Raw genomic sequence first — 26,049 nt, forward strand, 5'->3', positions numbered from 1 at the left:
ATGTCAGACAAGGAAGCCGAGCTGCCGTCGCCCGCCGCGGGCGAGGAAGCCGCCGCGGACGCCGTCGCGGGCGGTCCCTCCGTGGAGGAGGCCGTTCCCGCAGCGGACAACTACCGGCTCCTCCAGACCTCCTGCAGGGCCTACCTTGACGAGGCGGCCTGCAAGAAGATCGACGGGGCCTACCGGTTCGCCGCGGAGTACCACAGGGACCAGAGGCGCCGCTCCGGGGAGCCCTACATCAACCACCCCGTCGAGGTCGCGCTCATCCTCGCCAAGGGCCTCCACATGGACGAGGACACCATCTGCGCGGCGCTGCTGCACGACACGGTGGAGGACACCTCCGCTTCGCTCGCGGACCTCACTGAGCGCTTCGGCCAGACGGTGGCCGAGCTCGTCGACGGCGTGACCAAGCTCACGACCATCTCGGTCTCCTCGATGGATGAGAAGCAGGCCTTGAACCTGCGCAAGATGTTCCTTGCCATGAGCAAGGACATCAGGGTCGTGATCATCAAGCTGGCAGACCGCTTGCACAACATGCGCACCCTCGCCGCCCTCCCGCCCGACCGCCGCGTCTTCAAGGCGCGCGAGACCATGGACGTCTACGCGCCGCTCGCGGACAGGCTCGGCATGAGCTCGGTCAAGTGGGAGCTCGAGGACCTGGCCTTCTTCTACCTGGAGCCCGAGGAGTACCAGAGGATCGCCCGCATGGTGCAGGAGTCGAGGGCCCAGCGCGAGCAGAACACGCAAGACGCCATCAAGACCCTCTCCGACGAGCTCGCTCGCGTGGGCCTCAAGGACTTCCAGATCACCGGGCGCCCCAAGCACCTGTGGTCCATCTACGAGAAGATGCGCCGGAAGAAGGCGGAGTTCTCCGACATCTACGACCTCATCGCTCTGCGCGTCATCACCCAGACGGTGGGGCAGTGCTACTCGGTCCTCGGCGCGGTGCACGCGCTGTGGCACCCCCTGCCCGGCCGCTTCAAGGACTACATCGCGACGCCCAAGGCCAACAACTACCGCTCGCTGCACACCACGGTGATCGGGCCCGAGGGCCGTCCCCTCGAGATCCAGATCCGCACGCAGGAGATGCACGAGCAGGCCGAGTACGGCATCGCCGCCCACTGGCTCTACAAGAAGGCGGGCAACTCCGAGGGCCAGATGTCCGAGGACGACAAGGACATCGACACCCAGATCAACTACATCCGCCGCAGCCTTGACTGGGTCAACGAGGCGGACCTCGACGACCCGCACGAGTTCCTGAAGAGCCTGCGCATCGACCTGTTCGAGGGGACGATCTTCGTCTTCACCCCCAAGGGCGACGTCATGAGCCTGCATAAGGACTCCACGCCGCTCGACTTCGCCTACGCCGTCCACACCGAGGTGGGCAACCACTGCGTCGGCGCCAAGGTCAACGGGAGCGTCGTGCCGCTCACCTACACGCTGCAGACGGGCGACCGCGTGGAGATCTTGACCAACAAGAACGCACGCCCGTCGCACGACTGGATGGGCATCGTGCACACGCCCTCGGCGCGCTCCAAGATCCGCAAGTACTTCACCACGGCGAACAAGGCCGAGGACGCCGAGGCCGGCCGCGCCCAGCTCGCGGCCGAGCTGCGCAAGCGCGCCTACGGCATCTCCACGCCGCGCACGACCAAGGCGATCCACAAGGTGCTCGACCAGATGGACCTGCACACGGTGGAGGACCTCTACCAGGGAATCTGGACCGGCAAGCTCTCGGTCAAGCAGGTCGCCAACAAGGTCGAGGCCGTCCTCGAGGAGGGCTCGCCCGCCCAGCAGGCGGCGGCGGAGAACGCCGCGCAGAGGGAGGCCGCCCGCGAGTGGGCGATCGCCTCGGACGCCCCGCTCAAGGCTCCCAAGGTGCAACCCTCCCGCAAGGGCGCCCAGGGCAGGAGGAGCAACTGCGGCGTCGTCGTGAAGGGCGACCCGGACCTGCTCGTCCACCTGGCACATTGCTGCAACCCCGTCGCCGGCGACGACATCGTCGGCTTCATCACCCGCGGCAGGGGCGTCTCCGTGCACCGCGCGGACTGCCCCAACGTCAAGTCGCTCATGGAGCACCCCGAGCGCATGATCGAGGTCGACTGGGACACCTCCGGGGCGACCGAGTTCCAGGTGGAGATCGTCATCGAGGCGAGCGACCGCATGGGCCTGCTGAAGGACGTGACCATCGCGATCAACGACGCGGGCGCCAACATCCTCTCCGCGGCGACCCAGACGAGCGCCCAGGGGGTGGCGCGCCTGCGGTTCCTCGTCGCGATCTCGGACGCGAGCCTGCTCGACACCCTGCTCGCGAACGCGAGCCGCGTGCCGTCGGTCTACGACGCGCGCAGGATCCTGCCCGGCGAGGGCGGCAACGAGATGAAGAGGAGGATATAGATGGCGGAGGAGAGCGGACGGGCGGCCGGCGAGCTTAGGCAGTTCGTGGTGGGTCCGATCAGCACCAACTGCTACGCGTACGTCTCGGACGGGGAGTGCATGGTGGTGGACCCCGGGGACGCTGGCGCGGATATAGCCGAGCGCCTCGACGACGTGCACGTGAGCGTCATCGTGGCCACGCACGGCCACGGGGACCACGTGAGCGGCGTGGCGGCGCTGAAGGAGAGGACTGGCGCGCCCTTCGCCATGAGCGAGGCCGACGCGGAGCTGGCAGAGCACGCGAGCGTGGAGTCGCAGTTCGCAGACACCGACGCCCCCGCCCCCGACCGGCTGCTCGCCGAGGGCGACGTCGTCGAGGTCGGACGGGCGCGCTTCCGCGTGATCGAGGCGCCGGGGCATACGCCCGGCGGCATCGTCCTCCTGGGGGAGGGCATCGCCTTCGTGGGCGACACGATCTTCGCGGGCAGCGCCGGCCGCACCGACCTCAAGGGCGGCGACGCGGCGGCCCTCACGAGGACGCTCGCGCACCTCAAGGAGGTCATCCCGCCCGAGACCATGCTGTGCTGCGGCCACGGCGACCTCACCTCCATGGAGCGGGAGCTCTCCGCCAACCCCTTCCTGAGGGAGCGTAGGGGCTAGCGTCGGCCAGGCCGCCGAGTGGCTGCGCGCGCACATCCGACGCTGAGCGGGCTCCCATCTGTTATAGTGGTGCGACAAGCGCCGGCGTGGCGGAATGGCAGACGCGGCAGACTCAAAATCTGCTGTCCGTAAGGACGTGTGGGTTCGACCCCCACCGCCGGTACCAGAGTGCCCAGCGCCCCGCCTCGAGCAGGCGGGGCGCTTTTCGTCTCGGCCGCTCGGCCCACGGGATCGGCTGGTCGGGCCTACTGTGTCCGAGCTGTGGATTCGGGTTTGGCCGTCGAGGCTCACGTCATTCTCGCTTGCACGACGTGCAAGCAGAGTCTATGATTTATAAACGTGTGATTGCGAAGCGGGACCGCGGTTGGGTCCCCACCTACGTGGCGCTTCGGCTGCCGCCTGGTCGGACAACGTATGCGCGCCCCTCAGGGGCTGCTTCTGTCTACCCGGGCCCAGCTGTGGCTCGGGTTTTTTCTATGCGGCGAAGCAGCCGCGACGAAGGGAAGGTGCAAGACAATAGCCAAGAACGACGGCCCCCGCGTCAACGGGGAGATCACAGCTCGTACGTGTCGTCTGATCGGCGTCGACGGCTCCCAGCTCGGCCTGTTCGGCGTCCGTGACGCGATGCGCATCGCCAGCGAGCAGCACATGGACCTGGTCGAGATCGCCCCCAACGCGGAGCCTCCCGTCTGCAAGGTCATGGACTACCGCAAGTACAAGTACGAGCAGGACCGCAAGGCCAAGGCCGCGCGCAAGAAGCAGGTCAAGGTCGAGGTCAAGGAGATGAAGTTCAGGCCCAAGATCGACGTGGGCGACTACGACACCAAGAAGAACCACGTCATGCGGTTCCTCAAGAAGGGTGCCCGCGTCAAGATCACGATCATGTTCCGCGGTCGTGAGATGGCTCACCCCGAGCAGGGCCTCAACGTGCTCGAGCGCCTGGCGGAGGACCTCAAGCCCTACGCCACCGTCGAGCAGCAGCCTAAGATGGAAGGCCGCAATATGCACATGCTCGTCGCCCCCATCAAGGGTGCTTTCGACAAGCTCCCGGATGACGACGCGTCCCACGATGACGAGAAGGAGAACTAGTCATGCCCAAGATGAAGACTCATAAGGGTTCGGCCAAGCGTTTCCGCCGCACCGGCACCGGCAAGATCATGCGTGCCAAGGCCTTCAAGAGCCACATCCTGACGAAGAAGTCCCAGAAGCGCATCCGTAACTTCCGCAAGGAGGCCGCACTGGGCAAGGGCGACGTCAAGGTCGTCAGCCAGCGCATGGGCAAGTAGGCGCACACGCGTCAGTTCAGAAGCATTCTCAAGGAGTTGATCAGATATGGCACGTGTTAAGCGCGCAGTCGCCGGTCGCAAGAAGCGTCAGACCCTCGTCCAGCGTACCAAGGGCTACTACGGGACCAGCTCCCGCACCTTCCGCGGGATGAAGGAGCAGTCCCAGCACTCGATGCAGTACCAGTACCGTGACCGCCGCAACAAGAAGCGCGACATCCGCGCTCTCTGGATCCAGCGCATCAACGCCGCGGCCCGCGTCAACGGCCTGTCCTACAGCCAGTTCATGCACGGCCTGAAGCTCGCCGGCGTCGAGCTGGACCGCAAGGTCCTCGCCCAGGTCGCCTACGAGGACGCCGAGGGCTTCGCCGCCCTCGCCGAGGTCGCCAAGAAGGCCATCGAGGCCGCCCAGTAGGCACGGCGAGCCTCCTTCTGTTCGCAGCTGGCACCTGACTGGCGGCGAGCGCGCAGGGTTCGAGATGAGGGGCATCCGCGAGAGCGGGTGCCCCTCTTTTCGTCGACGCGTGGCAGGCTCTGGCACAGGTGCCGTGTGGAGAAGGACGGCGCAGGTGCAAGGCGCCCTCCGGACCCCGGGAGTCGGAGCTACTCTCCGAGCTGGTGGTGCTGCTCGTCGAACTTCTCGCGCTCCTGCTCGAAGGCCGGGTCCTGAGGGGTCACGAGCTCGTCCTCGCCGGTCTTGGGGTCGCGGTGGTGCAGGAGGACGGGCCGGAAGAGCCTGAGGCGACTCGCGAAGGCGCCGGAGGCGACGACGAGGGCGACGAAGATACAGATGCGGGGGAAGACCTCTACCTGCGTCATGACAACGGAGCCCACGCAGAGGGCGGCGGTCCACGCGTAGATGACGAGGGCGGTCTGGCGCTGCCCGAGGCCGACGCTCATCAGGCGGTGGTGTATGTGGCCCTTGTCCGCGTGGCCGATCGAGACGTGCGCCCGCCCGCGGCGCACGATAGCGGAGAAGGTGTCGATGATCGGGATGCCCGCGACGACGAGCGGGATGATGATCGCGGTGAGGCCGGAGACCCTCGAGACGGAGAGCAGGGAGACGGTGCCGAGCGCGAAGCCGATGAGCAGGGCGCCGGAGTCACCGAGGAAGATCGAGGCGGGGTGGAAGTTGTAGCGCAAAAACGCCAGCGTGGTGCCGGAGATCATGATCGCGAGCACGGCGGCGTCCAGGCGGCCGGAGATGGTGGAGACGATCCACATCGTGAGGCCCGCGATGCACGCGATGCCCGAGGCGAGGCCGTCCAAGCCGTCTATCAGGTTGAAGATGTTGGTGTAGGCGACCAGGAAGACCACCGTTATGGGCATGGCCGCGAGGCCCAGGTGGATGACGGAGTTCTGCAGGGGGTTCACGATCTCGTCGATCACGAGGCCGCTCGCGACCGCGACGACGGAGGCCACGACCTGTCCCAAGAGCTTCTGCCTCGGCGTGAGGGTGAACTTGTCGTCGACGAGGCCCGTCAGGAAGATCACGAGGAAGGAGAGGAAGAGGAGCCAGTAGTTGACCGTCTGCCTGGCGACGGGGACGAAGACGCGGGGCCATCCCAGGAAGGCCACCCCGAGGGCCTGGACGAGCTCCCCGGCGACGAGGCCGCAGACGATCGCGATGCCGCCCATGCGCGGGACGGGGCGCTTGTTGACGCGACGGGCGGCGGGGTAGTCCACCGCGCGGAGCCTCCAGGCTATGCGCCGGGCGAGCGGCGTCGTGGCGAGCGTCACGAGGAACGAGGCAGCGAAGACCGCTAAGAAGGGGAGCCACCACCTCAGCATCTATTCACCCTCCCTGACCGTCAGGACCCCTGGCAAGCTCTCTAGAGAAGAGTATGCGAGACCAACGCGGTGAAGGGACGTGAACGGAGCGGCTCGGGGCGAAAACCGCACTCATTTCATTCTTCCGAACATCCCCGAGAAGTCAAGTCTGTTATCGGGGGCGAGAGCACCTATATTAGAGGTGCCGTCCTCCTGCGGGGCAAACTGGGTGAACCGACAAGCGTTACTTGGGAGCCCATATCTCGTCCTCAGTACAGGTATCCTTCCTTGTTGAGGAAGCTGGAACGGGCGTCGAGGGCACCCACCTGTGGATAGGTGGGTTCATTATCGCATCTGCAGGAGGGCGGCTTTCCCCGCCGGTCGCGCCGGATGTGGGCGTCGGAAAACCATTTTGCGGTTGTGGTTGACAGGCGTGGCGAGAATTGCAACAATACTCCTTGCGCGAAAGCATGGGGATGTAGCTCAGCTGGGAGAGCGCTGCCTTCGCAAGGCAGAGGCCGAGGGTTCGAATCCCTTCATCTCCACCATGAATTCGAGGGGCTCGGGTGATGGCATCCGGGCCCTTTTTCGTAAGGGGCCCGCGGCGAGCCGCGGGCCGGCAGGAAGCCACGGTGGGGCCATGGACGCACAGGATCTGAGCAAGGCCGCCTACGAGCGCTGCGAGCTGTGCCCGAGGCGCTGCGGCGCCGGGCGCGCCGCGGGGGAGGCGGGGGCGTGCGGCGCCACGGCACGTCTGCGCGTCGCCCGCTCGGCCCTCCACTTCTGGGAGGAGCCGCCCATCTCCGGGGAGGCGGGGTCGGGCGCCATCTTCTTCTCGGGCTGCCCCCTGAGGTGCGTCTTCTGCCAGAACCACGAGATATCCCAGGAGGGCTTCGGTCTCGAGGTGAGCCCGTCGCGGCTCGCCCGCATGATGCTCGAGCTCGAGGGGCAGGGCGCGCTGAACGTCAACCTGGTGACGCCCCTGCACTTCGCCCCGCACGTCGTGGAGGCGCTCGGGCTCGCCCGGAAGGCCGGCCTCACGCTGCCCATCGTGTGCAACACGTCGGGCTACGAGCGCCCCGAGGTCGTTCGCGCGATGGCGCCCTACGTCGACGTCTGGCTCACGGACTTCAAGTACGCCTCCGCCGACCTCGCCGCCGAGCTCTCGCGGGCGCGCGACTACCCTGAGGTCGCCACCGCGGCGCTCGCCGAGATGCTCTCCTCCCTCAGGGAGGGAGGGGGCGAGGAGCTCGACGGCTCGGGGGCCATGCGGCGCGGGATCATCGTGCGCCACCTCGTGCTGCCCGGCCATGCGGACGACTCCTGCGCCGTGCTCGACCGGGTGTGGGAGCTGTGCGGGAACGAGGTGGACCTCTCCGTCATGAACCAGTACACCCCCAACGACCGCTGCAGGCGCGCCGGCGGCGACCTCTCGCGGGCGGTGACCGACGAGGAGTACGAGCTGGTGCTCGACCACGCCGACGATCTCGGCTTCGAGCGCCTGTGGTGGCAGCAGGGCGGCACGGTCTCGGAGAGCTTCGTGCCGGCCTTCGACGCCACGGGCGTGCGCGGCCCCGAGCTCTCAGACGGCGGGCCGGACGCGCCCGCGCGCGGATAGGATTCGACGCCGGGCTTTCGCCCGGGAAGGAGGGGGCATGTCCGAGGAGTCAAGGCCGCTGAGCGACGAGGAGAGGGCCGAGCTCGAGGAGCTCCGCGCCGAGAAGAGGCGCCGCGAGCAGGAGGAGCGCGACCGCAGGGACCGCGAGGAGCTGGAGCGGCTCCGTGCGGAGAGGGACGGCGCCCGCACGGAGCCGCACGCGGAGCCGAGGGCGGCCGAGCCGGCGGCCCGGCGCCCGGCGCCGCGCCCGGTATCGCGCGAGGAGGCGGCCGCCATGGCCCGCGACGCCGAGCGCCGCGAGCGGGGTCGCAGGCTCATGGAGCCCGACGACGACCTCAGGATGCCCCTGGGGCAGAAGGTCGTCCTGGCGGGCATCGCCCTGGTCGCCCTCGTCTTCGTGCTCCTGACCGTCTTCGGCCCCAAGTAGCAAGGAGGCGCGGCCAGGGTACGGGCCCGGCTGCGGCTGAGTGGTAGTCTTATGGGAGTTTGTCGCACACCGCGCCGAGGCGCGAAGTCGGAAGGAAGCCCTGATGTCTCTCACTGACCGGACGAAGGCAAGCGACGTCTCACTCAACACCGACCTCTACGAGCTGACGATGGCCCAGGGCTTCTGGGAGTCGGGCCTCGCGGAGGACCGTGCGTGCTTCAACGTGTTCTTCCGCGAGAACCCCTTCGGCGGAGGCTACGCGGTGGCCTGCGGCATGGGCCAGATCGCCGACCTCGTCGAGAACTTCGTGTTCGAGAGGGAGGACATCGACTACCTCGCCGGCATCGACGCGCCCGGCGGCGGTCGCATGTTCAAGCCCGAGTTCCTCGACTTCCTCTCCACCTTCAGGATGGACGTCACCATCCACGCGGTCCCCGAGGGCGACCTCGTCTTCCCGCGCGAGCCGATGGTGCGCGTGGAGGGCCCGATCATCGCCTGCCAGCTGCTCGAGACGGCCCTTCTCAACCTCGTGAACTTCCAGACCCTCGTGGCGACGAAGACCGCGCGCATCGTGCACGCCGCGCAGGGCCACCCCGTGTCCGACTTCGGCCTGAGGCGCGCCCAGGGCCCCGATGGCGGCCTCGCCGTGGCCCGCGCCTCCTACATCGCCGGCGCCTCCAGCACCTCCAACGTGCTCGCGGGCAAGATCTACGGCATCCCCGTGTTCGGCACCCACGCCCACAGCTGGGTCATGGCCTTCCCCTCCGAGCTCGAGGCCTTCCGCGCCTTCGCCAAGTCGAGCCCCAAGAACTGCGTGCTGCTGCTCGACACCTACGACGTGCACCAGGGCATCAGGAACGCCATCACGGTGGCCAAGGAGATGGAGGCCGCCGGCGAGCGCCTCGCCGCCATCCGCATCGACTCCGGCGACCTCGCCAGGCTCTCCAAGGAGACCCGCAAGGCGTTCGACGAGGCGGGGCTGCCCTACGTCAAGATCTCTGTCTCCAACGACCTCGAGGAGTACACGATCCAGTCGCTGTTCGCGCAGGGCGCCCCGATCGACTCGTTCGGCGTGGGCACCAAGCTCGCGACCTGCGACCCCCAGCCCTCCCTCGGCGGGGTCTACAAGCTCTCGGCCATGAGGCCGGCGGGCTCGGGGGAGTGGGTCCCCACCATCAAGCTCTCCGAGCAGATGTACAAGCGCACCATCCCCGGCATCCAGCACGTCCTGCGCTTCTGCGACCCCGCGGGCTCGCCCGCGGGAGACATGATCTTGGACGACGCCTACGACACGGGCGACCACAGCCTGAGCGTGGACATCCTGGACCCGGTCACCACCTACGACATGAGCGGCCTCGAGGCGCACGAGCTGCTCGAGTGCGTCGTCGTCGACGGCGCGCGCGCCAAGGAGCCAGACTCGATCGAGGTCGCCAAGGAGCGCTGCCGCGAGTCGCTGATGCGCCTCGACCCCAGCTACAAGCGCTTCCTGAACCCGCAGGCCTACCCGGTCGGGATGGAGCGCGGCCTCGCCGACCTGAGGCAGAGGCTGGCGCGCGCCGAGCACGCCGGGTCCGGCAGGGCGAGGCTCTAGGAGCACTGGGCCCAGGCCCGACCGGGGCCCCTCCGAGGGCCCGACGAAGCACCCAGAAGAAGAGAAGAAGGAGCACCGAGACATGCCCGAGAAACTCGAGAAGCTAGTACGAGAGGCCCTCAAGGCCGCGCAGGAGGCGGGCGACCTGCCGCCCTTCGAGGTGGCCGACCTCGGCTTCGAGCGTCCCGCGGACACCTCGAACGGCGACTGGAGCTCGACGGTCGCCATGCGCTCCGCCCGCCTCGCACACAGGAGCCCCCGCGACATCGCGACCGCGATCGTGGCTCACCTCGCCGCAGACGACGCGGTGAGCAGGGTCGAGGTGGCAGGTCCCGGCTTCGTCAACTTCTACCTCAACGCCGCGAGCAACAACGAGGTGCTGCGCCTCGCGCGCGAGCAGGGCATGGACTTCGGCCGCTCGAACGAGGGCGCGGGCCTCAAGTGCCAGGTCGAGTTCATCTCCGCCAACCCCGTCGGCCCCATGCACATCGGCCACGGCCGCTGGGCCGCCCTCGGCGACTCCCTGTGCCGGGTGATGGAGCACGCCGGCTACCGGATCGAGCGCGAGTACTACATCAACGACCACGGCAGCCAGATGGACGTCTTCGGCAGCTCCGTCGCCGAGCGCTACCTGCAGCTCTGGCAGGTGGTGGCCGAGAGGGGGGCTAGCCTCGACGAGGCCTACGCCACCCTCGTCGCAGACCGTGGGGCCTACGTGGACGACGAGGCGGACGAGCGCCCCGACTCCCATCCCTACCAGGACGCCTTCATGGCAAGCCTCGGGGAGAACTCCTACGGCGGCGACTACATCATCGACCTCGCCCTCGCCTTCGCCAAGTCGGACGGCGACCGCTGGGTCGCGGCGGACGGGCGCGAGCGCGAGCTGGAGTTCCGCGAGCGCGGCTACCAGATGATGCTCGCCTCCATCAAGGAGACCTGCCACGAGGCCCGCTGCGACTTCGACGTGTGGTTCTCCGAGCGCTCGCTCTACGAGCGCGACGCCGACGGCAAGGATGCGGTCGGCCGCGCCTTCGAGAAGCTCGACCGCATGGGCTACCTCTACCGCACCGACGACGGGGCCCTGTGGTTCCGCTCGACCGACTTCGGCGACGACAAGGACCGCGTGCTCGTGAAGACCAACGGCGAGTACACCTACTTCGCCTCCGACATCGCCTACCACTACGACAAGTTCCAGCGCGTCGACCACGTGATCGACATCTGGGGCGCCGACCACCACGGCTATGTGAAGCGCGTCGACTCGGCGTGCCGCGCCCTCGGCTACGAGGGCGGGTTCGAGGTCCTTCTCGGCCAGCTGGTGAACCTCCTGCGCAACGGCAAGCCGGTGCGCATGAGCAAGCGCAAGGGCACCATGGTCTCCTTCGACGAGCTCCTGGACGAGGTCGGCGTGGACGCGACCCGCTACACGCTCATCTCGAAGAGCTCCAACCAGATGATCGACTTCGACATCGAGGCCGTGAAGCGCCAGAGCGCCGACAACCCGGTCTACTACGTGCAGTACGCGCACGCGAGGGTCTGCTCGATCCTGAGGAGGGCCGCCGGCCTCGATAGGGCGAGGGCGGACGAGCTGGGCATGGCTGAGGTCGGCCGCAGAGCGACGGGGGCGGACGTGGACCTCTCGCTGCTCGTCGACCCCGCCGAGCTCGCGCTCTCGCGCAAGGTCGCCGAGTTCCCCGAGCTCGTGGCCGCCTGCGCCCGCGACCGCGCACCCTTCAGGCTCACGCACTACGCCGAGGAGCTCGCGGCGGAGTTCCACAGCTTCTACCAGCGCTGCCAGGTGCTTCCGAGCGAGGGGAGGCCCCTCTCGCCGGAGCTCTCCCGCGCCCGGCTCGCCGCCTGCGACGCGGTGCGCTCCGTGCTGGCGCTCACGCTGTCGCTCATCGGCGTGTCCGCGCCGACGGCGATGTAGCGGGCCGCGCCGACAGGGCGGCGCCCCGATATGCAGCCAAATAGGTAACCATTGATTATATATATATTCAGTAAGCTTAAGATTTCCTGAGCAGCGTAAATAGAAGTTTGAATTGCGTGCTTTTTATGAAGGTATGCGCAGGGCCCCGAATTCATCCCGGGGCCCTGCGCATATTGTGAACAAGTAATGTACCCAATACGCTGGGAATACATTGGATGGGAAGAGCCCAGGACCCGCGAACGTTGCGGAAGAGCGCTCAGAAGGACGCCGTTAATCGAAATTGTACACTTTGTAAATCACTGATAGCTTATAGTATATATCCACTGACACCGGAGTATGTTGGACGACAACATACGTTGAAGCGCACCAATGAGTCGTGGATAGCATTCCATCTACGGGAGGGCTCGTGGAACTTCGAGAGTTCATGTCAATTCGACGAGCATATAACCTGGTACGGCAGAGCGTGGAGCCGTCGAGGCGCCTGACGTTCGAGGGGTTCTCGATACTATGTCACCTCGAGGTGTCGGAGGTCCCGGTAAAGACCTCGGACATCGCTGACTACCAGGGCGCCCTGCGCCCGACGATGACGCACAGGACCAACCACCTTGCCGAGCTCGGGTTCATCGAGCGCGGCGAGGGCCCGACCGACCGCCGCAACATCGTGTGCTCGATCTCTGCCGCGGGCAGCGAGTACGTGCACGACCTCGCGGCGCGCACCTGCGCCTGCATCGCGTCGGGGCAGTCGCTCGCGCGCACCAACCCCGAGCGCATCATCAAGTACGCCGACGCGATGGGCTCGCTGTACTGCGCCGCGGGAGACCTCGTCCTGCTCGGCCTGCTCGGCAGCAAGGACCGTACGAGCACGGTCACGGGGCTCGTGGACAAGCTCGGGCTGCTCCAGCCGACGGTCTCCATGTCCGTCTCGGCGCTGGCGAAGGAGGGCCTGGTGACGCGCGAGAAGTCCAACCCCTATTCGGCGCGCTCGCTGTGCGTCCGCCTGACGGACGAGGGCTACGAGCACGCGAACGCGGTCGCGGACAGGATCTCTCAGCTGGTCGTTCACAGGCGGTCGCGTCACCCGAAGCCCGACGTGGCGGAGTAGGCGTAGGGTTCCAGCGGACCGGCCCCTCGGGGCCGGTCATATTCTGTGATGTATGTTTGCCACGCCAAGGGGCAGACGGTGGTGCTACCATACCGTAAGAGTTCATTGCCACGGGGCTCGGGCGTGTCGTTTCCGCTTGGCCCCATTCGCGATTCCCATACAGCTCCTAACGCGTGATACAGACCTTTCCTCGTCCCGAGGGGCAGGAGGTCTGATGGATGTTACGCGCCCGCTGCGTCGCCGGGAGGGTGGCGTGCGTCGGCGCACCATGCCGAGAAAGGCAGACGTACATGGCAGAAGACACCACCCATTCCGAGCCGAACCCCCAGTCGGGCGCGGCGCCGGCCCCCGCGGCCGACGCCGGCGCCAAGCCGGACGGAGAGGCAAAGCCGAAGCGACGCAGGCGCAGCGCCAAGGCGAGCGAGGAGCCGACGCTGCCGCTCGGGGCCGCGGGCAGTCCGGCCGAGGCCACGGCACCTGCCGCCAAGGCCGGCGAGGACGGCGGGACGGAGGCGCGCCCCCAGCGCCGCAGGGCCGCGCGCAAGGGCGCTGCCGCCGCGGGGGAGGAGGGCGAGGCCCCCGCGCCGCGCCGTCGGGGCAGGCCGCGCAAGGCCGCGCAGAAGGACGAGGGCGAGCAGGCGGCGCCCGCCGCCAAGGGAGGCGCGGAGGCAACGTCGGCACCCGCGCCCGACCCGGAGCGCGTGTCCTCCTCTGATGGCGGCAGGGCGAAGGGAGGCGAGACCGCCGAGCCGAGGGGTTCGGCGCACGAGGGCGCCAAGGCGTCCGCCGAGCCTGCCGACGCGGCGCGCGGGGACGAGCAGGCCTTCGCTCACGACGACGACCAGGGCCGCAACAACCGGCACCGCCGCCACACGAGGGACCGCAACCGCAACCGCAACGTGCACGCCCAGCAGCCGCAGGGCGGCTCCCAGCAGACGCAGGGCGGCAACGGCCGCCGCCGCAACAGCCGCCGTCCCACTCAGCCCGAGCGCGCCCCGGAGCCGACCCTCACCATGGAGGCCCTGGGGGAGATGAAGGTCGCGGAGCTGAGGAGCAAGGCGGCCGAGCTCAAGGTGGAGTACGTCGGCCTGCGCAAGGCCGAGCTCACCCACGCCGTCTACGAGGCCGCCGCGATCGCGGAGGGCTTCCGCCCCGTCGAAGGCATCCTCGACATCCAGAGCGAGGGCTACGGGTTCCTGCGCACCGGCAACTACATGCAGGGCGACGAGGACGCCTTCGTCCACCAGCAGCTCATCCGCCAGTACGGGCTCAGGACGGGCGACAAGGTCAAGGGCACCATGAGCCCCGGCAGGTCCAACAAGCAGTTCCCGCCGCTCGGGCGCATCGAGGCGGTCAACGACCAGGACCCCGAGCTCGCCAGGTCGCGCCCGCGCTTCCGTGACCTCACCCCGATCTTCCCGAACGAGCGACTCGTCATGGAGCACGGCAAGGACTCGATCACCGGGCGCGCCATCGACCTCGTCGCCCCGATCGGCAAGGGGCAGCGCGGGCTGATCGTCTCGCCGCCCAAGGCCGGCAAGACGACGGTGCTCAAGAACATCTGTCAGTCCATCGCCGCGAACAACCCCGAGGTGCACCTCTTCTGCCTGCTCGTGGACGAGCGTCCCGAGGAGGTGACCGATATGGAGCGCTCGATCAGGGGCGAGGTCGTCGCCTCCACCTTCGACATGCCGGCCTCCAACCACACGGCCGTCTCCGAGCTGGTCATCGAGCACGCCAAGAGGCTCGTCGAGATGGGGGAGGACGTGGTGGTCGTGCTGGACTCGATCACGAGGCTGGCGCGCGCCTACAACCTCGCCGCCCCCGCCAGCGGCCGCATCCTGTCCGGCGGCGTCGACTCCGCGGCGCTCTACCCGCCGAAGAAGTTCCTGGGCGCCGCCCGCAACATCGAGAACGGCGGCTCCCTCACCATCCTGGCCTCCGCCCTCGTGGACACCGGCTCCAAGATGGACGAGGTCATCTTCGAGGAGTTCAAGGGCACCGGCAACATGGAGCTCAAGCTCGACCGCGACCTCGCCGACAGGCGCGTGTTCCCCGCGATCGACCCGGTCGCGTCGGGCACCCGCAACGAGGAGCTGCTCCTCGACGCGCAGCTGACGCCGTTCATCTGGGGCCTTCGCAGGGTGCTGGCGAACATGAACAACACCGAGCGCGCCGCGACCGCCCTGGTCAAGGGCCTGCGCGCGACGAAGGACAACGAGGAGTTCCTCATCCGCTCCGCCAAGAAGGCGCAGCAGGTGGACTACCTCTAGGGCCGGCGCGCCCGGGTGCCGGCACGGTCAGGCGCCCGGGCGGGCAGGCTCGGCGGCCCGGGGGCGCGCCCTGCCCCTTGGCTCTGTGGTGTGTTTCTCGAATCTGGCGCCTCGCGGCCAAATGGGAACAAAGTCCGGCGACGCCCCGCGGGCGGGTGGTATTGTCATACAAGCTTCGGAAGTTCCAGGACCGTCGGTCTCGAGCGGGGGGTGCGTGTCTCAATGAGCAAGGCTAGGAGAAGCCCTGCCATCTTCGCAGGACTCGTGGGGGGCGCCCTTCTCGTCCTCCCCGAGACCGCGCAGGCGCAGACCCTGACCCTCACCATCGACGACCTGCTCGCGTCCCCGTGGGCCTACCTGGCGGCGGGCACCCTCGCAGGCGCCGCCGTCACGGGCGCGATCGCGGCCCACGTCGTGCACAAGGAGCGCGCGTCCGCCGAGGCCGAGCTCGAGGAGGTGCGCGCCGCCGCGCTGGAGGCCCGCATCTCGGCGGACGAGGCGAGGAGCATCCTCGCGTCGCTCGGCTACGGCACCGTGGCCTCCTCGCCCGCGCCGGCCCGCCCGGCGCCGTCGCCCCAGGTGGAGGAGGCGCCGGTCCCCGCCGGGACCCCCGCGCCCGTGGCCTCCGAGCCCCCAGCCGCCCTTGAGCCGCTCGCGGACCTGGCGGGCGAGAAGCCCGTGGGGGCCGCGGGTCTGGCGCCGCGCCGGGCGGGCGTCTCCGCGCGCCTTGACGCCATGCTGCCGCGGCTCGACGACCCCACCTTCGAGCGGGACGCGCGCCCCGCCGCCCGGACGGCCGGCGCGTCCGCAGGCGTGGGGGCTGCGTCCGCAGAGGACGCCCGAGACGCCGTAGCAGCCGCGCCGGAGCAGGTGCGCGTCGACGGTGCGCCGGCGGCCCAGGCCGCGCGGCCTCAGGGCGCGCCCAACCCCAACTCGTACGCGGAGCGCTCGCAGAGGCGTGCGCGCGGCGTGCGCTCGCTCCTCTCGGAGCGCATCGGCAACAACTTCTTCATGGAGGGCCTGCCCGTCATCCAGCGTGCCGACGGCACGGTGGGCGACGTGGGGACGGCCTGGTGGGAGAACACCTTGAGCGGCACCATCACGCACCTCGGGACCACGTCGGCGGAGGACTCCGCTCGCATCGGCATGCGCCCGGTGGACGAGACCTCGGAGCTCGAGGTCGACCGCGCGCTTGCGGACCGGCTTGCCACCCAGGACGTCTCCCGCCGCCACGAGCGCGCGCAGGCCCTGGCGCAGAGCCTGCCCGGCTTCGGCGCCCCCGAGGCGCGCGAGGCGCAGCCACGCGGGAAGGCGAGCCCGACGGGGCAGGCGGCCTGCGTGCCGGCGCCGGCGCGCCCCGAGAAGCGCCGGCGCGCAGACGTCCGCGTGCCGGAGGTGGGGGCACCCGCCCCGCGCCAGGCGAAGGCCGACGCCGAGGGGGACCTGTTCGAGCAGGCGCTGAGCGCGATGGACGAGAGCCTCCCCAACATGAGCGTGCGCACCTCCGACGACGCCGACGCGCTCGTCGTCCCAGAGGCCGCCGCGGAGATGCTCACGGGCAACGTGCTCTCCGGCTCTGCCGCGCCCCTCCCGGGGGCGTCCGACGGCTTCGACGCCGTGCGCCACGCCGACCTCATCGTACAGGAGGAGATCGAGCGCAACGCCCGGGAGCGCCGCGCCGGGACCCGCCGCGCGGGCCTGCGCGTCATCGACGGCGGCACGAGCGACCTCGGCGAGGCGCGCCGCCAGGCCAAGAGGCCCAAGCACCTCAAGACCGACCCCAAGAAGCGGATGGCCTAGGCCTTGGGCCGGCTGCCGAGTGGCCCGCGTCACCTACGGGGCGACGGGGGAGCGAGGCCGCGCGACGCTCGGGCGCGCTCCCGTGCCGTCTGGGCCGCCCTCCTCGTCGCCTGGGCCTGCTTCATCTGGGGGCACTCGCTCGTGCCCGGTCCCGCCTCCACCGCCGAGAGCGACCGCGTGGCGCTCCTCCTGCAGGGCCTCTTCGCCCACCTCGGCGTGAGCGACCGTACGGTCGTGACCTTCGCCGTACGCAAGTCGGCGCACTTCCTCGAGTACGCCGTCCTGGGCCTCCTGCTGCGAAAGGCGCAGGGGCCGGGCAGACGCGTGGCCTGGCTCGCGGCCGCGCTCGCCATACCGTCCGCCGACGAGGCGATCCAGCTCTTCGTGCCCGGGCGCAGCGCGTCGCCGCGCGACGTCGCCATCGACTTCGCGGGGGCGCTGACGGGCCTTGGGGTATGCATTCTCGCAGAGAGGCTCTCTGCGCGCCGCCGAGGGCGCTCCTCCTAGTTCAATTACATTTCTCATGTGTTACGGGGACCTCAATATGCAGAGTTTTCCGACGATGGCCACCGGGAAGCCTGCTTTTGTGAGTCGAGCCGTAGCGAGGCCCTTTGTTACGTCCCAGATAACTTGAAGGGAAGCTTGCCAGCCGCGCGAATGCGAGAGCCTAGAGTAAGCCTTGCATTTCACAGGAGTGCATACGAATACGGACTTCAACGAAGGGGGAAGTGCATATGGCTCGCAACGTCTCAAGGCGCAGTTTCGTCAAGTTCTCAGGCCTCGCTGCTGCAGGAATGGGTGGTGCCTCCATTCTTGCCGGCTGCGGCGGGTCCTCTTCCTCGAACGGCGACAAGACCATCAAGATCGGCGTCCTCGGCCCCTACTCCGGCGACGTCGCCCAGTACGGCCTCGCCTGCCGCTACGGCGCCGACCTGTACTTCGAGCAGAACCCGAAGATCGGCGACTACACCGTCGAGCTCAACGAGCAGGACGAGAAGGGCGACGCCACCGAGGCCGTCAACGCCTACAACAAGATGTCCCAGGAGGGCGTCGTGGGCATCGTCGGCGACGTCACGTCCACGCCGACCATCGCGGTCGCCCAGGCCTCTGCCAACGACGGCATTCCCTGCGTGACCCCGTCCGCCACGGCGGCCGACGTCGTCACCTTCGGCGACAACACCTTCCGCGCCTGCGTCACGGACCCGTTCCAGGGCAAGCTGATCGCGGACTTCGCCGCGAAGCAGGGCTGGAAGACCGTCGGCTCCATCTACAACTCCGGCGACGACTACTCCACGGGCGTCCAGAAGGCCTTCGTCGAGGAGTGCGCCGCCAAGGGCGTCTCCACCCCCGATAACCTGCAGCTCGGCTACTCCGCCGGCGACGTCGACTTCAAGACGCAGCTGACCACCATCATCTCCGCCGGGGTCGACGCGATCTTCTCGCCCAACTACTACTCCGACGACGGCAAGATTATCTCCCAGGCTCGCCAGCAGGGTTACACCGGCCCGGTCTTCGGCGTCGACGGCTGGTCCAACATCGCCTCGGGCGGCTACGCCACCGCCAGCGAGCTGCAGAACTGCTACTACTGCTGCTCCTTCATCGCCAACAACGACGACGAGAAGGTCAAGAAGTTCGTCTCCGACTACGAGGCCAAGTACAACGAGACCCCGACCAACTTCTGCGCGCTCGGCTACGACGCGGCGATGGTCCTGGCCGAGGGCATCAAGGTCGCCCTCGACGGCGGCGCCAAGCCCGACGACAAGGACTTCGTCGACAAGGCCGTCGCGGGCATCGCGGGCAACAAGGTCTCCGGCGTCACCGGCGACATCTCCTTCAACGGCACGGGCGACCCGGAGAAGTCGTCCCTGATCATCTCCTTCGACGCGGACGGCAACGAGGTGGTCTTCGGCTCCATCGAGGCCTAGCGCCGGGACGGCGAGTCCCTGGCCACTCTCCACGAAGAAGGTACGGGGGCGTCCGGGAGGCTCGGACGCCCCTCTCTTAGAATTCCACGTGCCAGGTACCTTCGGAGTCAGTGCGAAGCCTGGCACGTTTCTCGTAACGGTCGGTCCCTGTACCAAATCGGAGGGAGTGTTCACAGTGACTGTGCTGGCGCAATTGCTGAACGGCTTGCAGCTCGGTAGCGTCTACGCGCTCATCGCCCTGGGGTACACGATGGTGTACGGCATCATCCTGCTCCTGAACTTCGCCCACGGCGACATCATCATGGTCGGCGCCTACATCTCCTGGATCGCCCTGGCCCAGCTGGGGCTCCATCCCATAGTGGCGGCGATCCTGGCTGTGGCGGGCTGCACCCTGCTCGGCGTCCTGATCGACAAGGTGGCCTACGCGCCCCTGCGCAACGCCCCGAGGCTCTCGATCCTGATCACCGCAATCGGCGTCTCGTACTTCCTCGAGAACGGCGCCCAGCTCGTCTTCGGCGCCGACGCCAAGGTCGTCCCCGCGTTCACGGACATCACGACCATCCAGGTCGGCGACGTCACGCTCTACTTCACCGCCATCCTCACCATCGCGGTGACGGCGGTCTCGACGATCGTGCTCAACCTGCTCGTCCAGAAGACCAAGCTCGGCAAGGCCATGCGCGCGGTCTCCGAGGACATGGGCGCCGCCCGCCTCATGGGCATCAACGTCAACAACACCATCTCCTTCACCTTCGCCGTGGGCTCCGCGCTCGCCGGCATCGGCGCCGTGCTCTACTCGATGGCCTACACGCAGGCGACGCCGACGATGGGCATCATGCTCGGTACGAAGGCGTTCGTGGCGGCCGTCCTCGGCGGCATCGGGTCGATCCCCGGCGCCGTCATCGGCGGCCTGCTCGTCGGCATGGCCGAGGTCCTCGTCTCCGCCCTGGGCTTCCCCGTGTGGAAGGACGCCGTCGTCTATCTCCTGCTCATCGTCGTCCTCATCTTCAGGCCCACGGGCATCCTCGGCCGCACGATGAACGAGAAGGTCTAGGAGGCTGACCATGGAAGAAGACATGAACGCTGAGAAGAAGCCCTACATCACCACCTCCGCCTCCAGGCGCGACAAGGGTGATCACGAGCGCAAGACGCTCTCCATGCCGGTGCGCTACGCGATCAACGCCGGCCTGGTCCTGCTCTTCCTCGTGGTCGGCGAGCTCATGATCGACGGCGGGGCGATCAACCGCTACCAGTCCACCGTCCTCGAGCAGGTCGGCGTCTACATCATCATGGCGGTCTCGCTCAACATCGCCACCGGCTACCTCGGCCAGCTTCCCCTCGGGCACGCCGGTTTCATGAGCGTCGGCGGCTACTCCTGCGCCCTCTTCATCATGAAGATGGCCCCGGTGTTCGGCCTCACCTCGCGCACCATCTCCGCGGGTGGTCCCGAGGTCGTGCTGCTCGTGGCGCTCGGCCTGCTCTTCGGCGGCGCCTGCTCGGCCTTGGCCGGCCTCATCATCGGTATCCCCGCCCTGCGCCTCAAGGGCGACTACCTCGCCATCATCACCCTCGGCTTCGCCGAGATCATCCGCGTCGTGATGCTCAACATCGACGGCGTGCTCGGCTTCGAGCTCACCGGCGGCGCCAAGGGCCTGACGGGCATCCCCGGCTACACCAACTTCCTCAACACGTTCGTCGTGGTTGCCATCGCGCTCTTCCTCATCCACACCATGATGAAGTCGCGCCACGGCCGCGCCATTCTCGCCATCCGCGACAACGAGATTGCGGCCGAGGCCTCCGGCGTCAACACCACCTACTACAAGACGATGGCCTTCGTGGTCTCCGCCTTCTGGGCCGGCGTCGCCGGCGGCCTGTACGCGGGCTGCATCGGCGTCATGGCGCCCTCCAAGTTCGGCTTCATGAAGTCGATCGAGATCCTGGTCATGGTCGTCCTCGGCGGCATGGGCTCGATGCTCGGCTCAGTCCTCTCCGCGACGGTCCTCACGATCCTGCCCGAGGCGCTGCGCGCCTTCTCCGACTACCGCATGGTCGTCTACGCCATCGTCTTGATCCTCGTGATGATCTTCCGTCCGCAGGGCCTGCTCGGCACCTACGACTTCTCGCTCTCCCGCGTCATCGAGCGCGTCATGAACCACGACTACCCCTGGAAGAAGAGGGCTGCCAAGGAGGTGCAGGAGAATGCCTAACGAGACCAGCAAGCGGGCGGACGTCGCCCCCGAGCCCGAGAAGCGTCGCAGGCCCGTCCTGGTGCAGGTCGAGGAGCCCAACCTCGTCACCGAGCGCGACATGGGCAAGATGCCGGTCCTGCAGGCCCAGCACCTCGGCATCGACTTCGGCGGCCTCACCGCCGTGGACGACTTCAACATCGCCATGGGTCCCACCGAGATCGCCGGCCTGATCGGCCCCAACGGCGCGGGCAAGACCACCATCTTCAACCTGTTGACCAACGTCTACCAGCCCACGCGCGGCACCGTCTTGATCGACGGCTACGACACGGCGGGCAAGAGCGTGGTGCAGGTCAACAAGATGGGCATCGCGCGCACCTTCCAGAACATCCGGCTCTTCTCGCAGATGACGGTGGAGGAGAACGTCCTCGTCGGCTTCACCAACTCGATGAGCTCGCACCTCGTGACCGACATCTTCCGCCTCCCGGGCCACTGGAGGCAGGAGGCCGAGTTCCACGAGAAGGCCCAGGAGCTTCTCGGCATCTTCGACATGCAAGGGCTCTCGGACGAACGGGCGGGCAACCTCCCGTACGGCGCGCAGAGGCGCCTCGAGATCCTGCGCGCGCTGGCCACGCATCCCAAGGTGCTCCTGCTCGACGAGCCCGCCGCGGGCATGAACCCCAACGAGACCGAAGAGCTCATGGACAACATCCGCAAGATCCGCGACGACCTCCACATCGCCATTTTGCTCATAGAGCACGACATGAACCTCGTCATGGGCATCTGCGAGGTGGTCGGCGTGCTCGACTACGGCAAGATCATCGCCAAGGGGTCGCCCGAGGACATCCAGAACGACCCGCGGGTCATCGAGGCCTACTTGGGCAAGCAGGGGGTGAAGTGATGGCTCTTCTCAGCGTCAGCGACCTGCACGTCTCCTACGGGGCGATCAAGGCGGTCAAGGGCATCTCCTTCGAGGTCAACGAGGGGGAGATCGTGACCATGATCGGCGCCAACGGCGCCGGCAAGTCCTCGACCATGAACACGATCGCGGGCCTCATCAAGCCCGAGTCCGGTCAGATCGAGTTCGACGGCCAGTCCATCGTGGGCATCAAGGCCCACCAGATCGTGGACAGGGGCATAGCCCTCTGCCCCGAGGGCAGGCGCGTCTTCGCGCAGATGACGGTCGACGAGAACCTCGACATGGGCGGCTACCTGCACACGGCCCAGGAGAACGAGGAGGAGCTCGAGGTCGTCTACGAGCACTTCCCCCGCCTGAGGGAGCGCGCCGGCCAGGTCGCAGGCACCCTCTCCGGCGGCGAGCAGCAGATGCTCGCGATGGGTCGCGCCCTCATGAGCCGCCCCAAGCTGCTCATGCTCGACGAGCCCTCCATGGGCCTCGCGCCCATCCTGGTCGAGGAGATCTTCGACATCATCAAGCAGCTCAACGAGCACGGCACGACGATCCTCCTGGTCGAGCAGAACGCGTCGATGGCGCTTTCGATCGCCAACCGCGGCTACGTGCTCGAGACCGGCAGGATCGTGAAGACCGGCACTGGCCAGGACCTCCTGCACGACGACGACGTCCGCAAGGCCTACCTCGGCGGATAGCCGGGGCCCACGGCAACGACGATTCTCCTCGCTTCGATGGGGCGGGGCCCGGCGCGCTCGCGCCGGGCCCCGCCCCTCTCGTGCCGAGCATCCCTGTCGGGGCCGCGATGGCGCCTGCGGCGGCCCGAAGGACCTTCGCGCTAGTCCAGGAGCTCCTCGAGGGCCGTGACGGCGGCGTCGACGTCGTTTGCGGTGTTGAAGTAGCCGAGCGACAGGCGGATCGTGCCCTCGGGGAAGGTGCCGAGCGTCTTGTGGGCCGAGGGCGCGCAGTGCAGGCCGACGCGGGTCATGATGCCGTACTCGCGCGAGAGCCCGTCGGCGACCTCCGCCTCGTCGCGCCCGGGCGTCTGCACGGAGACGGCGGAGAGGCGCCCCTCGGTCCCGCGGTGCCCCACGACGCGCAGGACCCCGACCGCCTCGAGCTCGGAGAGCCCGTCGAGTAGGCTCGCGGTGAGCGCGGACTCGCGCGCGTGGATGGCGTCGACGCCCACCTCGTCGATCCAGGCGAGGGCGCTCTCCAGGCCGACGATGCCCGGAAGGTTCAGGGTGCCCGCCTCGAGGTGGTCGGGGAGGAAGTCCGGCATTTGCTCGCTGTCGCTGCGGCTCCCGGTGCCGCCCGCCACAAGCGGCTCCAGGGAGCGGGCGAGCTCGGGGTCCGTGACGAGGCCGCCCGTGCCCTGCGGCCCCATGAGACCCTTGTGGCCCGTAAAACACACGGCGGCCACGTTGTCGCGCGCCATGTCGATGGGGAGGACGCCCGCGCTCTGGGCGCTGTCCAGGAAGAGGGGGAGCCCGTGCGCGCGGCAGAAGGCGCCCACCTCGCGGATGGGCAGGACGGTGCCGCACACGTTGCTCGCGTGCGTCATCACCACGGCCCGGGTGCTGGGCCTGAGGCAGTCCTCGAGCGACTCGAGCACGAGGTCGCCCTCGTCGGTGCAGCGCGCGCGAGTGAAGGTGACGCCCCTCTCCTCGAGCTGGACGAGGGGGCGCATGACGGCGTTGTGCTCCATGGAGCTCACGATCACGTGGTCGCCCGGACGCAGGTAGCCCTTGAGGAGGACGTTCAGGGCCTCGGTTACGTTCTTCGTGAAGGCGACGCCGCTCGCGTCCGGTGCACCGAAGAGGTCGGCGAAGCGCTCGCGGCACCTCATGACCTTCTCCTCCACGCTGTAGGCGTCCTGGTAGCGCCCGCGCCCAACGTTGGAGCCCACCTCGGTCATGTACTCGTAGAGCGCCTCGGCCACGCAGGGGGGCTTCGGGAAGGACGTGCTGCAGTTGTCGAGGTAGCGGGACATCTCGTGCTCCCTTCGTCGGAGGGCCCCTTGGGAGGGCCCGCCCGGGCCCGCCCTGCACCAACTGTCCCTGCCCCGGGCCCGCGGGCGCGCCGCCAATCCCCGAGCGGGGCCGCAGGCGATGCCGATGGCAAAAGTCGCGATTACCATTCCCAATATTTAATAATTCTGAAATCTCAGAGCATAATGCGGAGAGTTAGTGGAGCCTCGAGGATAAGAACCTCAAGCTCGTGACATCTACTCTGGAAGGGAGTGCCATGAACCAAGGCAAGGAGAGAGTGGCGATCATCTGCGGGGGCGCCGTCATAGGCGTCATCGCGTCACTTCTGGTCTTCCTGGGGAACCCCGGCAACATGGGCTTCTGCATAGCCTGCTTCATCCGCGACACGGTGGGCGCCCTCGGCCTCGACTCGGCGGCGGCCGTCCAGTACATCCGCCCGGAGATCATAGGCCTGATCCTCGGCAGCACGATCATGGCCCTCGCCTTCAAGGAGTTCTCGCCCCGCGGCGGCAGCGCCCCCATCACGCGCTTCGTGCTCGGCTTCTTCGCCATGGTCGGCGCCCTCATGTTCCTCGGGTGCCCCTTCCGCATGGTGCTGCGTCTCGCCGGCGGCGACCTCAACGCCGTCTTCGGCCTGGTGGGCTTCGTCCTCGGCATCCTTGCGGGCGTGTTCTTCCTGAACAGGGGCTACAGCCTCTCCCGCACCCACAAGCTCTCCGCGCTCGAGGGCTCCTTCATGCCCGTCGTCGCCATCGTCCTGCTCGTCCTGCTCGTCGTCGCGCCCGACTTCATTCACTTCACCGAGGCCGGCAAGGGCCCCGGCGCCATGCACGCCGCCCTCGTCCTGAGCCTCGGCGCCGGGCTCGTCGTCGGCGCGATCGCGCAGAGGACCCGTATGTGCATGGTCGGCGGCATCCGCGACCTCGTTCTCTTCCGCGAGAACAAGCTCCTGCTCGGCTTCGTCGCCGTCTTCGCCGCGGCCCTGGTCACCAACCTCGTGCTGACCGCGGCCACCGGCCACGCCTTCTTCAAGCTCGGCTTCGCGGAGCAGCCCATCGCGCACACCGACGGCCTGTGGAACACGCTCGGCACCTTCCTGCTCGGCTTCGCCTGCGTCCTGCTCGGCGGCTGCCCGCTGCGCCAGACCGTCCTTTCCGGCGAGGGCAACTCCGACAGCGCCGTGACCATCCTCGGCCTCGCCGCCGGCGCCGCCTTCTGCCACAACTTCGGCCTCGCCTCGAGCGGGACGGGCCCGACGGCCAACGGCATGGTCGCCGTCGTCATCGGCATCGTCGTGGTGCTCGCGATCGCCTGTGCCAACACCTTCGGCGGCAGGGCCGCGGCCAAGTAGTGCCGACGGCACGCAAGGGCCCCTAGGGCCGCACGCTTCTATAGAGGAGGATGCAAGAATGAAGACCGTAGACGCCCGCGGGCTGTCCTGCCCCGAGCCCGTGGTGCTCACCCGTAACGCCCTGCGCGACGGCGCGACGGAGCTCGAGGTTCTCGTCTCCGACTTCGCGCCCAAGGAGAACGTCACCCGCTTCGCGACCAACCAGGGCTACTCCGTCGACGTCGCCGAGACCGACGACGGCTGGCGCCTGACCATCAGGAAGTAGGCATGGACGCCCTGACCGCCACCTTCGTGTCGCACTTCGGCGCCATGCGCTTCTGCCGGCAGTGCGCCTCCGCTGGCTGGGACGCGCGGCTCATGCCCGTCCCGCGTGCCCTGAGCAGCAGCTGCGGCACCTGCGTCCGCTACGAGGCTCCCGCAAGCGAGCTCTTCCCCCCGGGAGGCGTCCACCTGGACGAGCTCGAGCTCGTCGCCAGGGAGGAGGACGGCCGCTACGTGACCGTCTGGGAGCACGAGGGGTAGCGCCTGGGGCTACGCCGGGAGGCCGGCGTACTAAGGGCACGACAGGGACCCGTCGGACGACCGCTCGTCCGGCGGGCCCATCCTTGCGCAGCCTGGGCATCATGAGGAGCCATGGCGTTACGTTGGGGTCTCAATGGGGCGTGTGCCAACAGGGCGTCAGTTTCCCCTCGTGCCAATCCCCGATGGACGTCGGTCGCCCCTGGTGGTCTGCTTTCGAAACCTCTGCACTTGGCTAACTTTCAAGTAGCTTTGCGTGTATCTTGGAGGGCACCAGAAGGAACGCGGGCGCAGGACGGACCGTCCCTCGGCGCTGGGGGGCGCCGAGCGGGCGGGTCCTGCG

The 26,049-nt window shown here is 68.2% G+C and carries 23 protein-coding genes and 2 tRNA genes; 23 read left to right on the plus strand and 2 right to left on the minus strand.

Going from position 1 to position 26,049, the window contains the following annotated elements; translation table 11 throughout:
- From VXJ25_RS00890 to rplT, 6 genes are all read left to right on the plus strand, one after another.
- Window positions 1–2,397 (plus strand): RelA/SpoT family protein, encoded by a 2,397-nt coding sequence (locus tag VXJ25_RS00890; RefSeq protein WP_330957323.1) that lies wholly within the window; start codon window positions 1–3, stop codon window positions 2,395–2,397.
- Entirely contained in the window at window positions 2,398–3,036 is a 639-nt protein-coding gene (locus VXJ25_RS00895) for an MBL fold metallo-hydrolase (RefSeq protein WP_330957324.1), read from the plus strand.
- 80 nt (window positions 3,037–3,116) lie between these two features.
- Window positions 3,117–3,202, plus strand: a tRNA-Leu gene (locus tag VXJ25_RS00900).
- A 350-nt stretch (window positions 3,203–3,552) separates the two neighbouring features.
- A complete protein-coding gene (gene infC, locus VXJ25_RS00905; RefSeq protein WP_330957525.1) occupies window positions 3,553–4,125 on the plus strand; it encodes a translation initiation factor IF-3 in 573 nt (190 codons plus the stop codon).
- Between the two features lie 2 nt (window positions 4,126–4,127).
- A complete protein-coding gene (gene rpmI / locus VXJ25_RS00910) occupies window positions 4,128–4,322 on the plus strand; it encodes a 50S ribosomal protein L35 (RefSeq protein WP_330957325.1) in 195 nt (64 codons plus the stop codon).
- A 46-nt stretch (window positions 4,323–4,368) separates the two neighbouring features.
- On the plus strand, window positions 4,369–4,734 hold the full coding sequence (gene rplT, locus VXJ25_RS00915; RefSeq protein ID WP_330957326.1) for a 50S ribosomal protein L20: 366 nt from the start codon (window positions 4,369–4,371) through the stop codon (window positions 4,732–4,734).
- 188 nt (window positions 4,735–4,922) lie between these two features.
- Here the strand turns inward: rplT and VXJ25_RS00920 are convergent, their stop codons facing one another.
- Window positions 4,923–6,110 carry a glycosyltransferase family 4 protein gene (locus VXJ25_RS00920; protein ID WP_330957327.1) on the minus strand — a complete coding sequence of 396 codons (1,188 nt, stop codon included), beginning with the start codon at window positions 6,108–6,110 and terminating at the stop codon, window positions 4,923–4,925.
- A 451-nt stretch (window positions 6,111–6,561) separates the two neighbouring features.
- On the opposite strand from VXJ25_RS00920, the gene VXJ25_RS00925 reads away from it, so the two are divergent.
- The 14 genes from VXJ25_RS00925 (at window position 6,562) to VXJ25_RS00990 (ending at window position 22,543) form a co-directional block, all read left to right on the plus strand.
- Window positions 6,562–6,637: transfer RNA gene (locus VXJ25_RS00925), tRNA-Ala, on the plus strand.
- A 92-nt stretch (window positions 6,638–6,729) separates the two neighbouring features.
- A complete protein-coding gene (locus VXJ25_RS00930) occupies window positions 6,730–7,707 on the plus strand; it encodes a radical SAM protein (protein ID WP_330957328.1) in 978 nt (325 codons plus the stop codon).
- Window positions 7,708–7,744: 37 nt separating this feature from the next.
- Window positions 7,745–8,134, plus strand: a complete 390-nt coding sequence (locus VXJ25_RS00935; RefSeq protein ID WP_330957329.1) for a hypothetical protein — start codon at window positions 7,745–7,747, stop codon at window positions 8,132–8,134.
- 103 nt (window positions 8,135–8,237) lie between these two features.
- A complete protein-coding gene (locus tag VXJ25_RS00940) occupies window positions 8,238–9,725 on the plus strand; it encodes a nicotinate phosphoribosyltransferase (protein ID WP_330957330.1) in 1,488 nt (495 codons plus the stop codon).
- Window positions 9,726–9,807: 82 nt separating this feature from the next.
- Complete coding sequence (gene argS, locus VXJ25_RS00945; protein WP_330957331.1) at window positions 9,808–11,652, plus strand: arginine--tRNA ligase; 1,845 nt, start codon at window positions 9,808–9,810, stop codon at window positions 11,650–11,652.
- A 424-nt stretch (window positions 11,653–12,076) separates the two neighbouring features.
- Window positions 12,077–12,754, plus strand: a complete 678-nt coding sequence (locus tag VXJ25_RS00950) for a MarR family transcriptional regulator (RefSeq protein WP_330957332.1) — start codon at window positions 12,077–12,079, stop codon at window positions 12,752–12,754.
- Window positions 12,755–13,044: 290 nt separating this feature from the next.
- Window positions 13,045–15,027 carry a transcription termination factor Rho gene (rho, locus tag VXJ25_RS00955; RefSeq protein ID WP_330957333.1) on the plus strand — a complete coding sequence of 661 codons (1,983 nt, stop codon included), beginning with the start codon at window positions 13,045–13,047 and terminating at the stop codon, window positions 15,025–15,027.
- A gap of 222 nt (window positions 15,028–15,249) precedes the next feature.
- Complete coding sequence (locus VXJ25_RS00960) at window positions 15,250–16,827, plus strand: hypothetical protein (protein WP_330957334.1); 1,578 nt, start codon at window positions 15,250–15,252, stop codon at window positions 16,825–16,827.
- Between the two features lie 3 nt (window positions 16,828–16,830).
- Window positions 16,831–17,334: a VanZ family protein gene (locus VXJ25_RS00965; protein ID WP_330957335.1), complete on the plus strand. Its 504-nt coding sequence runs from the start codon at window positions 16,831–16,833 to the stop codon at window positions 17,332–17,334.
- Window positions 17,335–17,561: 227 nt separating this feature from the next.
- Window positions 17,562–18,752 carry an ABC transporter substrate-binding protein gene (locus VXJ25_RS00970; protein ID WP_330957336.1) on the plus strand — a complete coding sequence of 397 codons (1,191 nt, stop codon included), beginning with the start codon at window positions 17,562–17,564 and terminating at the stop codon, window positions 18,750–18,752.
- A 175-nt stretch (window positions 18,753–18,927) separates the two neighbouring features.
- Window positions 18,928–19,803, plus strand: a complete 876-nt coding sequence (locus tag VXJ25_RS00975) for a branched-chain amino acid ABC transporter permease (protein WP_330957526.1) — start codon at window positions 18,928–18,930, stop codon at window positions 19,801–19,803.
- 10 nt (window positions 19,804–19,813) lie between these two features.
- Complete coding sequence (locus VXJ25_RS00980; RefSeq protein WP_330957337.1) at window positions 19,814–20,956, plus strand: branched-chain amino acid ABC transporter permease; 1,143 nt, start codon at window positions 19,814–19,816, stop codon at window positions 20,954–20,956.
- Entirely contained in the window at window positions 20,949–21,836 is an 888-nt protein-coding gene (locus tag VXJ25_RS00985; protein WP_407941890.1) for an ABC transporter ATP-binding protein, read from the plus strand. Before VXJ25_RS00980 ends, VXJ25_RS00985 begins: the two co-directional genes overlap by 8 nt.
- Window positions 21,836–22,543, plus strand: coding sequence for an ABC transporter ATP-binding protein (locus VXJ25_RS00990; RefSeq protein WP_330957338.1), 708 nt, complete (start codon window positions 21,836–21,838; stop codon window positions 22,541–22,543). The genes VXJ25_RS00985 and VXJ25_RS00990 overlap by 1 nt, the downstream gene beginning before the upstream one ends.
- Window positions 22,544–22,683: 140 nt before the next feature.
- On the opposite strand, the gene VXJ25_RS00995 is transcribed toward VXJ25_RS00990, so the two are convergent.
- Window positions 22,684–23,838, minus strand: coding sequence for an aminotransferase class V-fold PLP-dependent enzyme (locus tag VXJ25_RS00995; protein ID WP_330957339.1), 1,155 nt, complete (start codon window positions 23,836–23,838; stop codon window positions 22,684–22,686).
- 254 nt (window positions 23,839–24,092) lie between these two features.
- Here VXJ25_RS00995 and yedE point away from each other — a divergent pair, with 254 nt between their 5' ends.
- The 3 genes from yedE to VXJ25_RS01010 are packed head-to-tail and all read left to right on the plus strand — an operon-like array spanning window position 24,093 to window position 25,709.
- Window positions 24,093–25,187 (plus strand): YedE family putative selenium transporter, encoded by a 1,095-nt coding sequence (gene yedE / locus VXJ25_RS01000; RefSeq protein ID WP_330957340.1) that lies wholly within the window; start codon window positions 24,093–24,095, stop codon window positions 25,185–25,187.
- A gap of 58 nt (window positions 25,188–25,245) precedes the next feature.
- Window positions 25,246–25,452, plus strand: a complete 207-nt coding sequence (locus VXJ25_RS01005; protein WP_330957341.1) for a sulfurtransferase TusA family protein — start codon at window positions 25,246–25,248, stop codon at window positions 25,450–25,452.
- A 2-nt stretch (window positions 25,453–25,454) separates the two neighbouring features.
- Window positions 25,455–25,709, plus strand: coding sequence for a DUF3343 domain-containing protein (locus VXJ25_RS01010; RefSeq protein WP_330957342.1), 255 nt, complete (start codon window positions 25,455–25,457; stop codon window positions 25,707–25,709).
- Window positions 25,710–26,049: the final 340 nt, after the last annotated feature.

The organism is Olsenella absiana (genome assembly GCF_036408855.1).
In the GTDB taxonomy this organism is placed as follows: domain Bacteria; phylum Actinomycetota; class Coriobacteriia; order Coriobacteriales; family Atopobiaceae; genus Olsenella_K; species Olsenella_K absiana.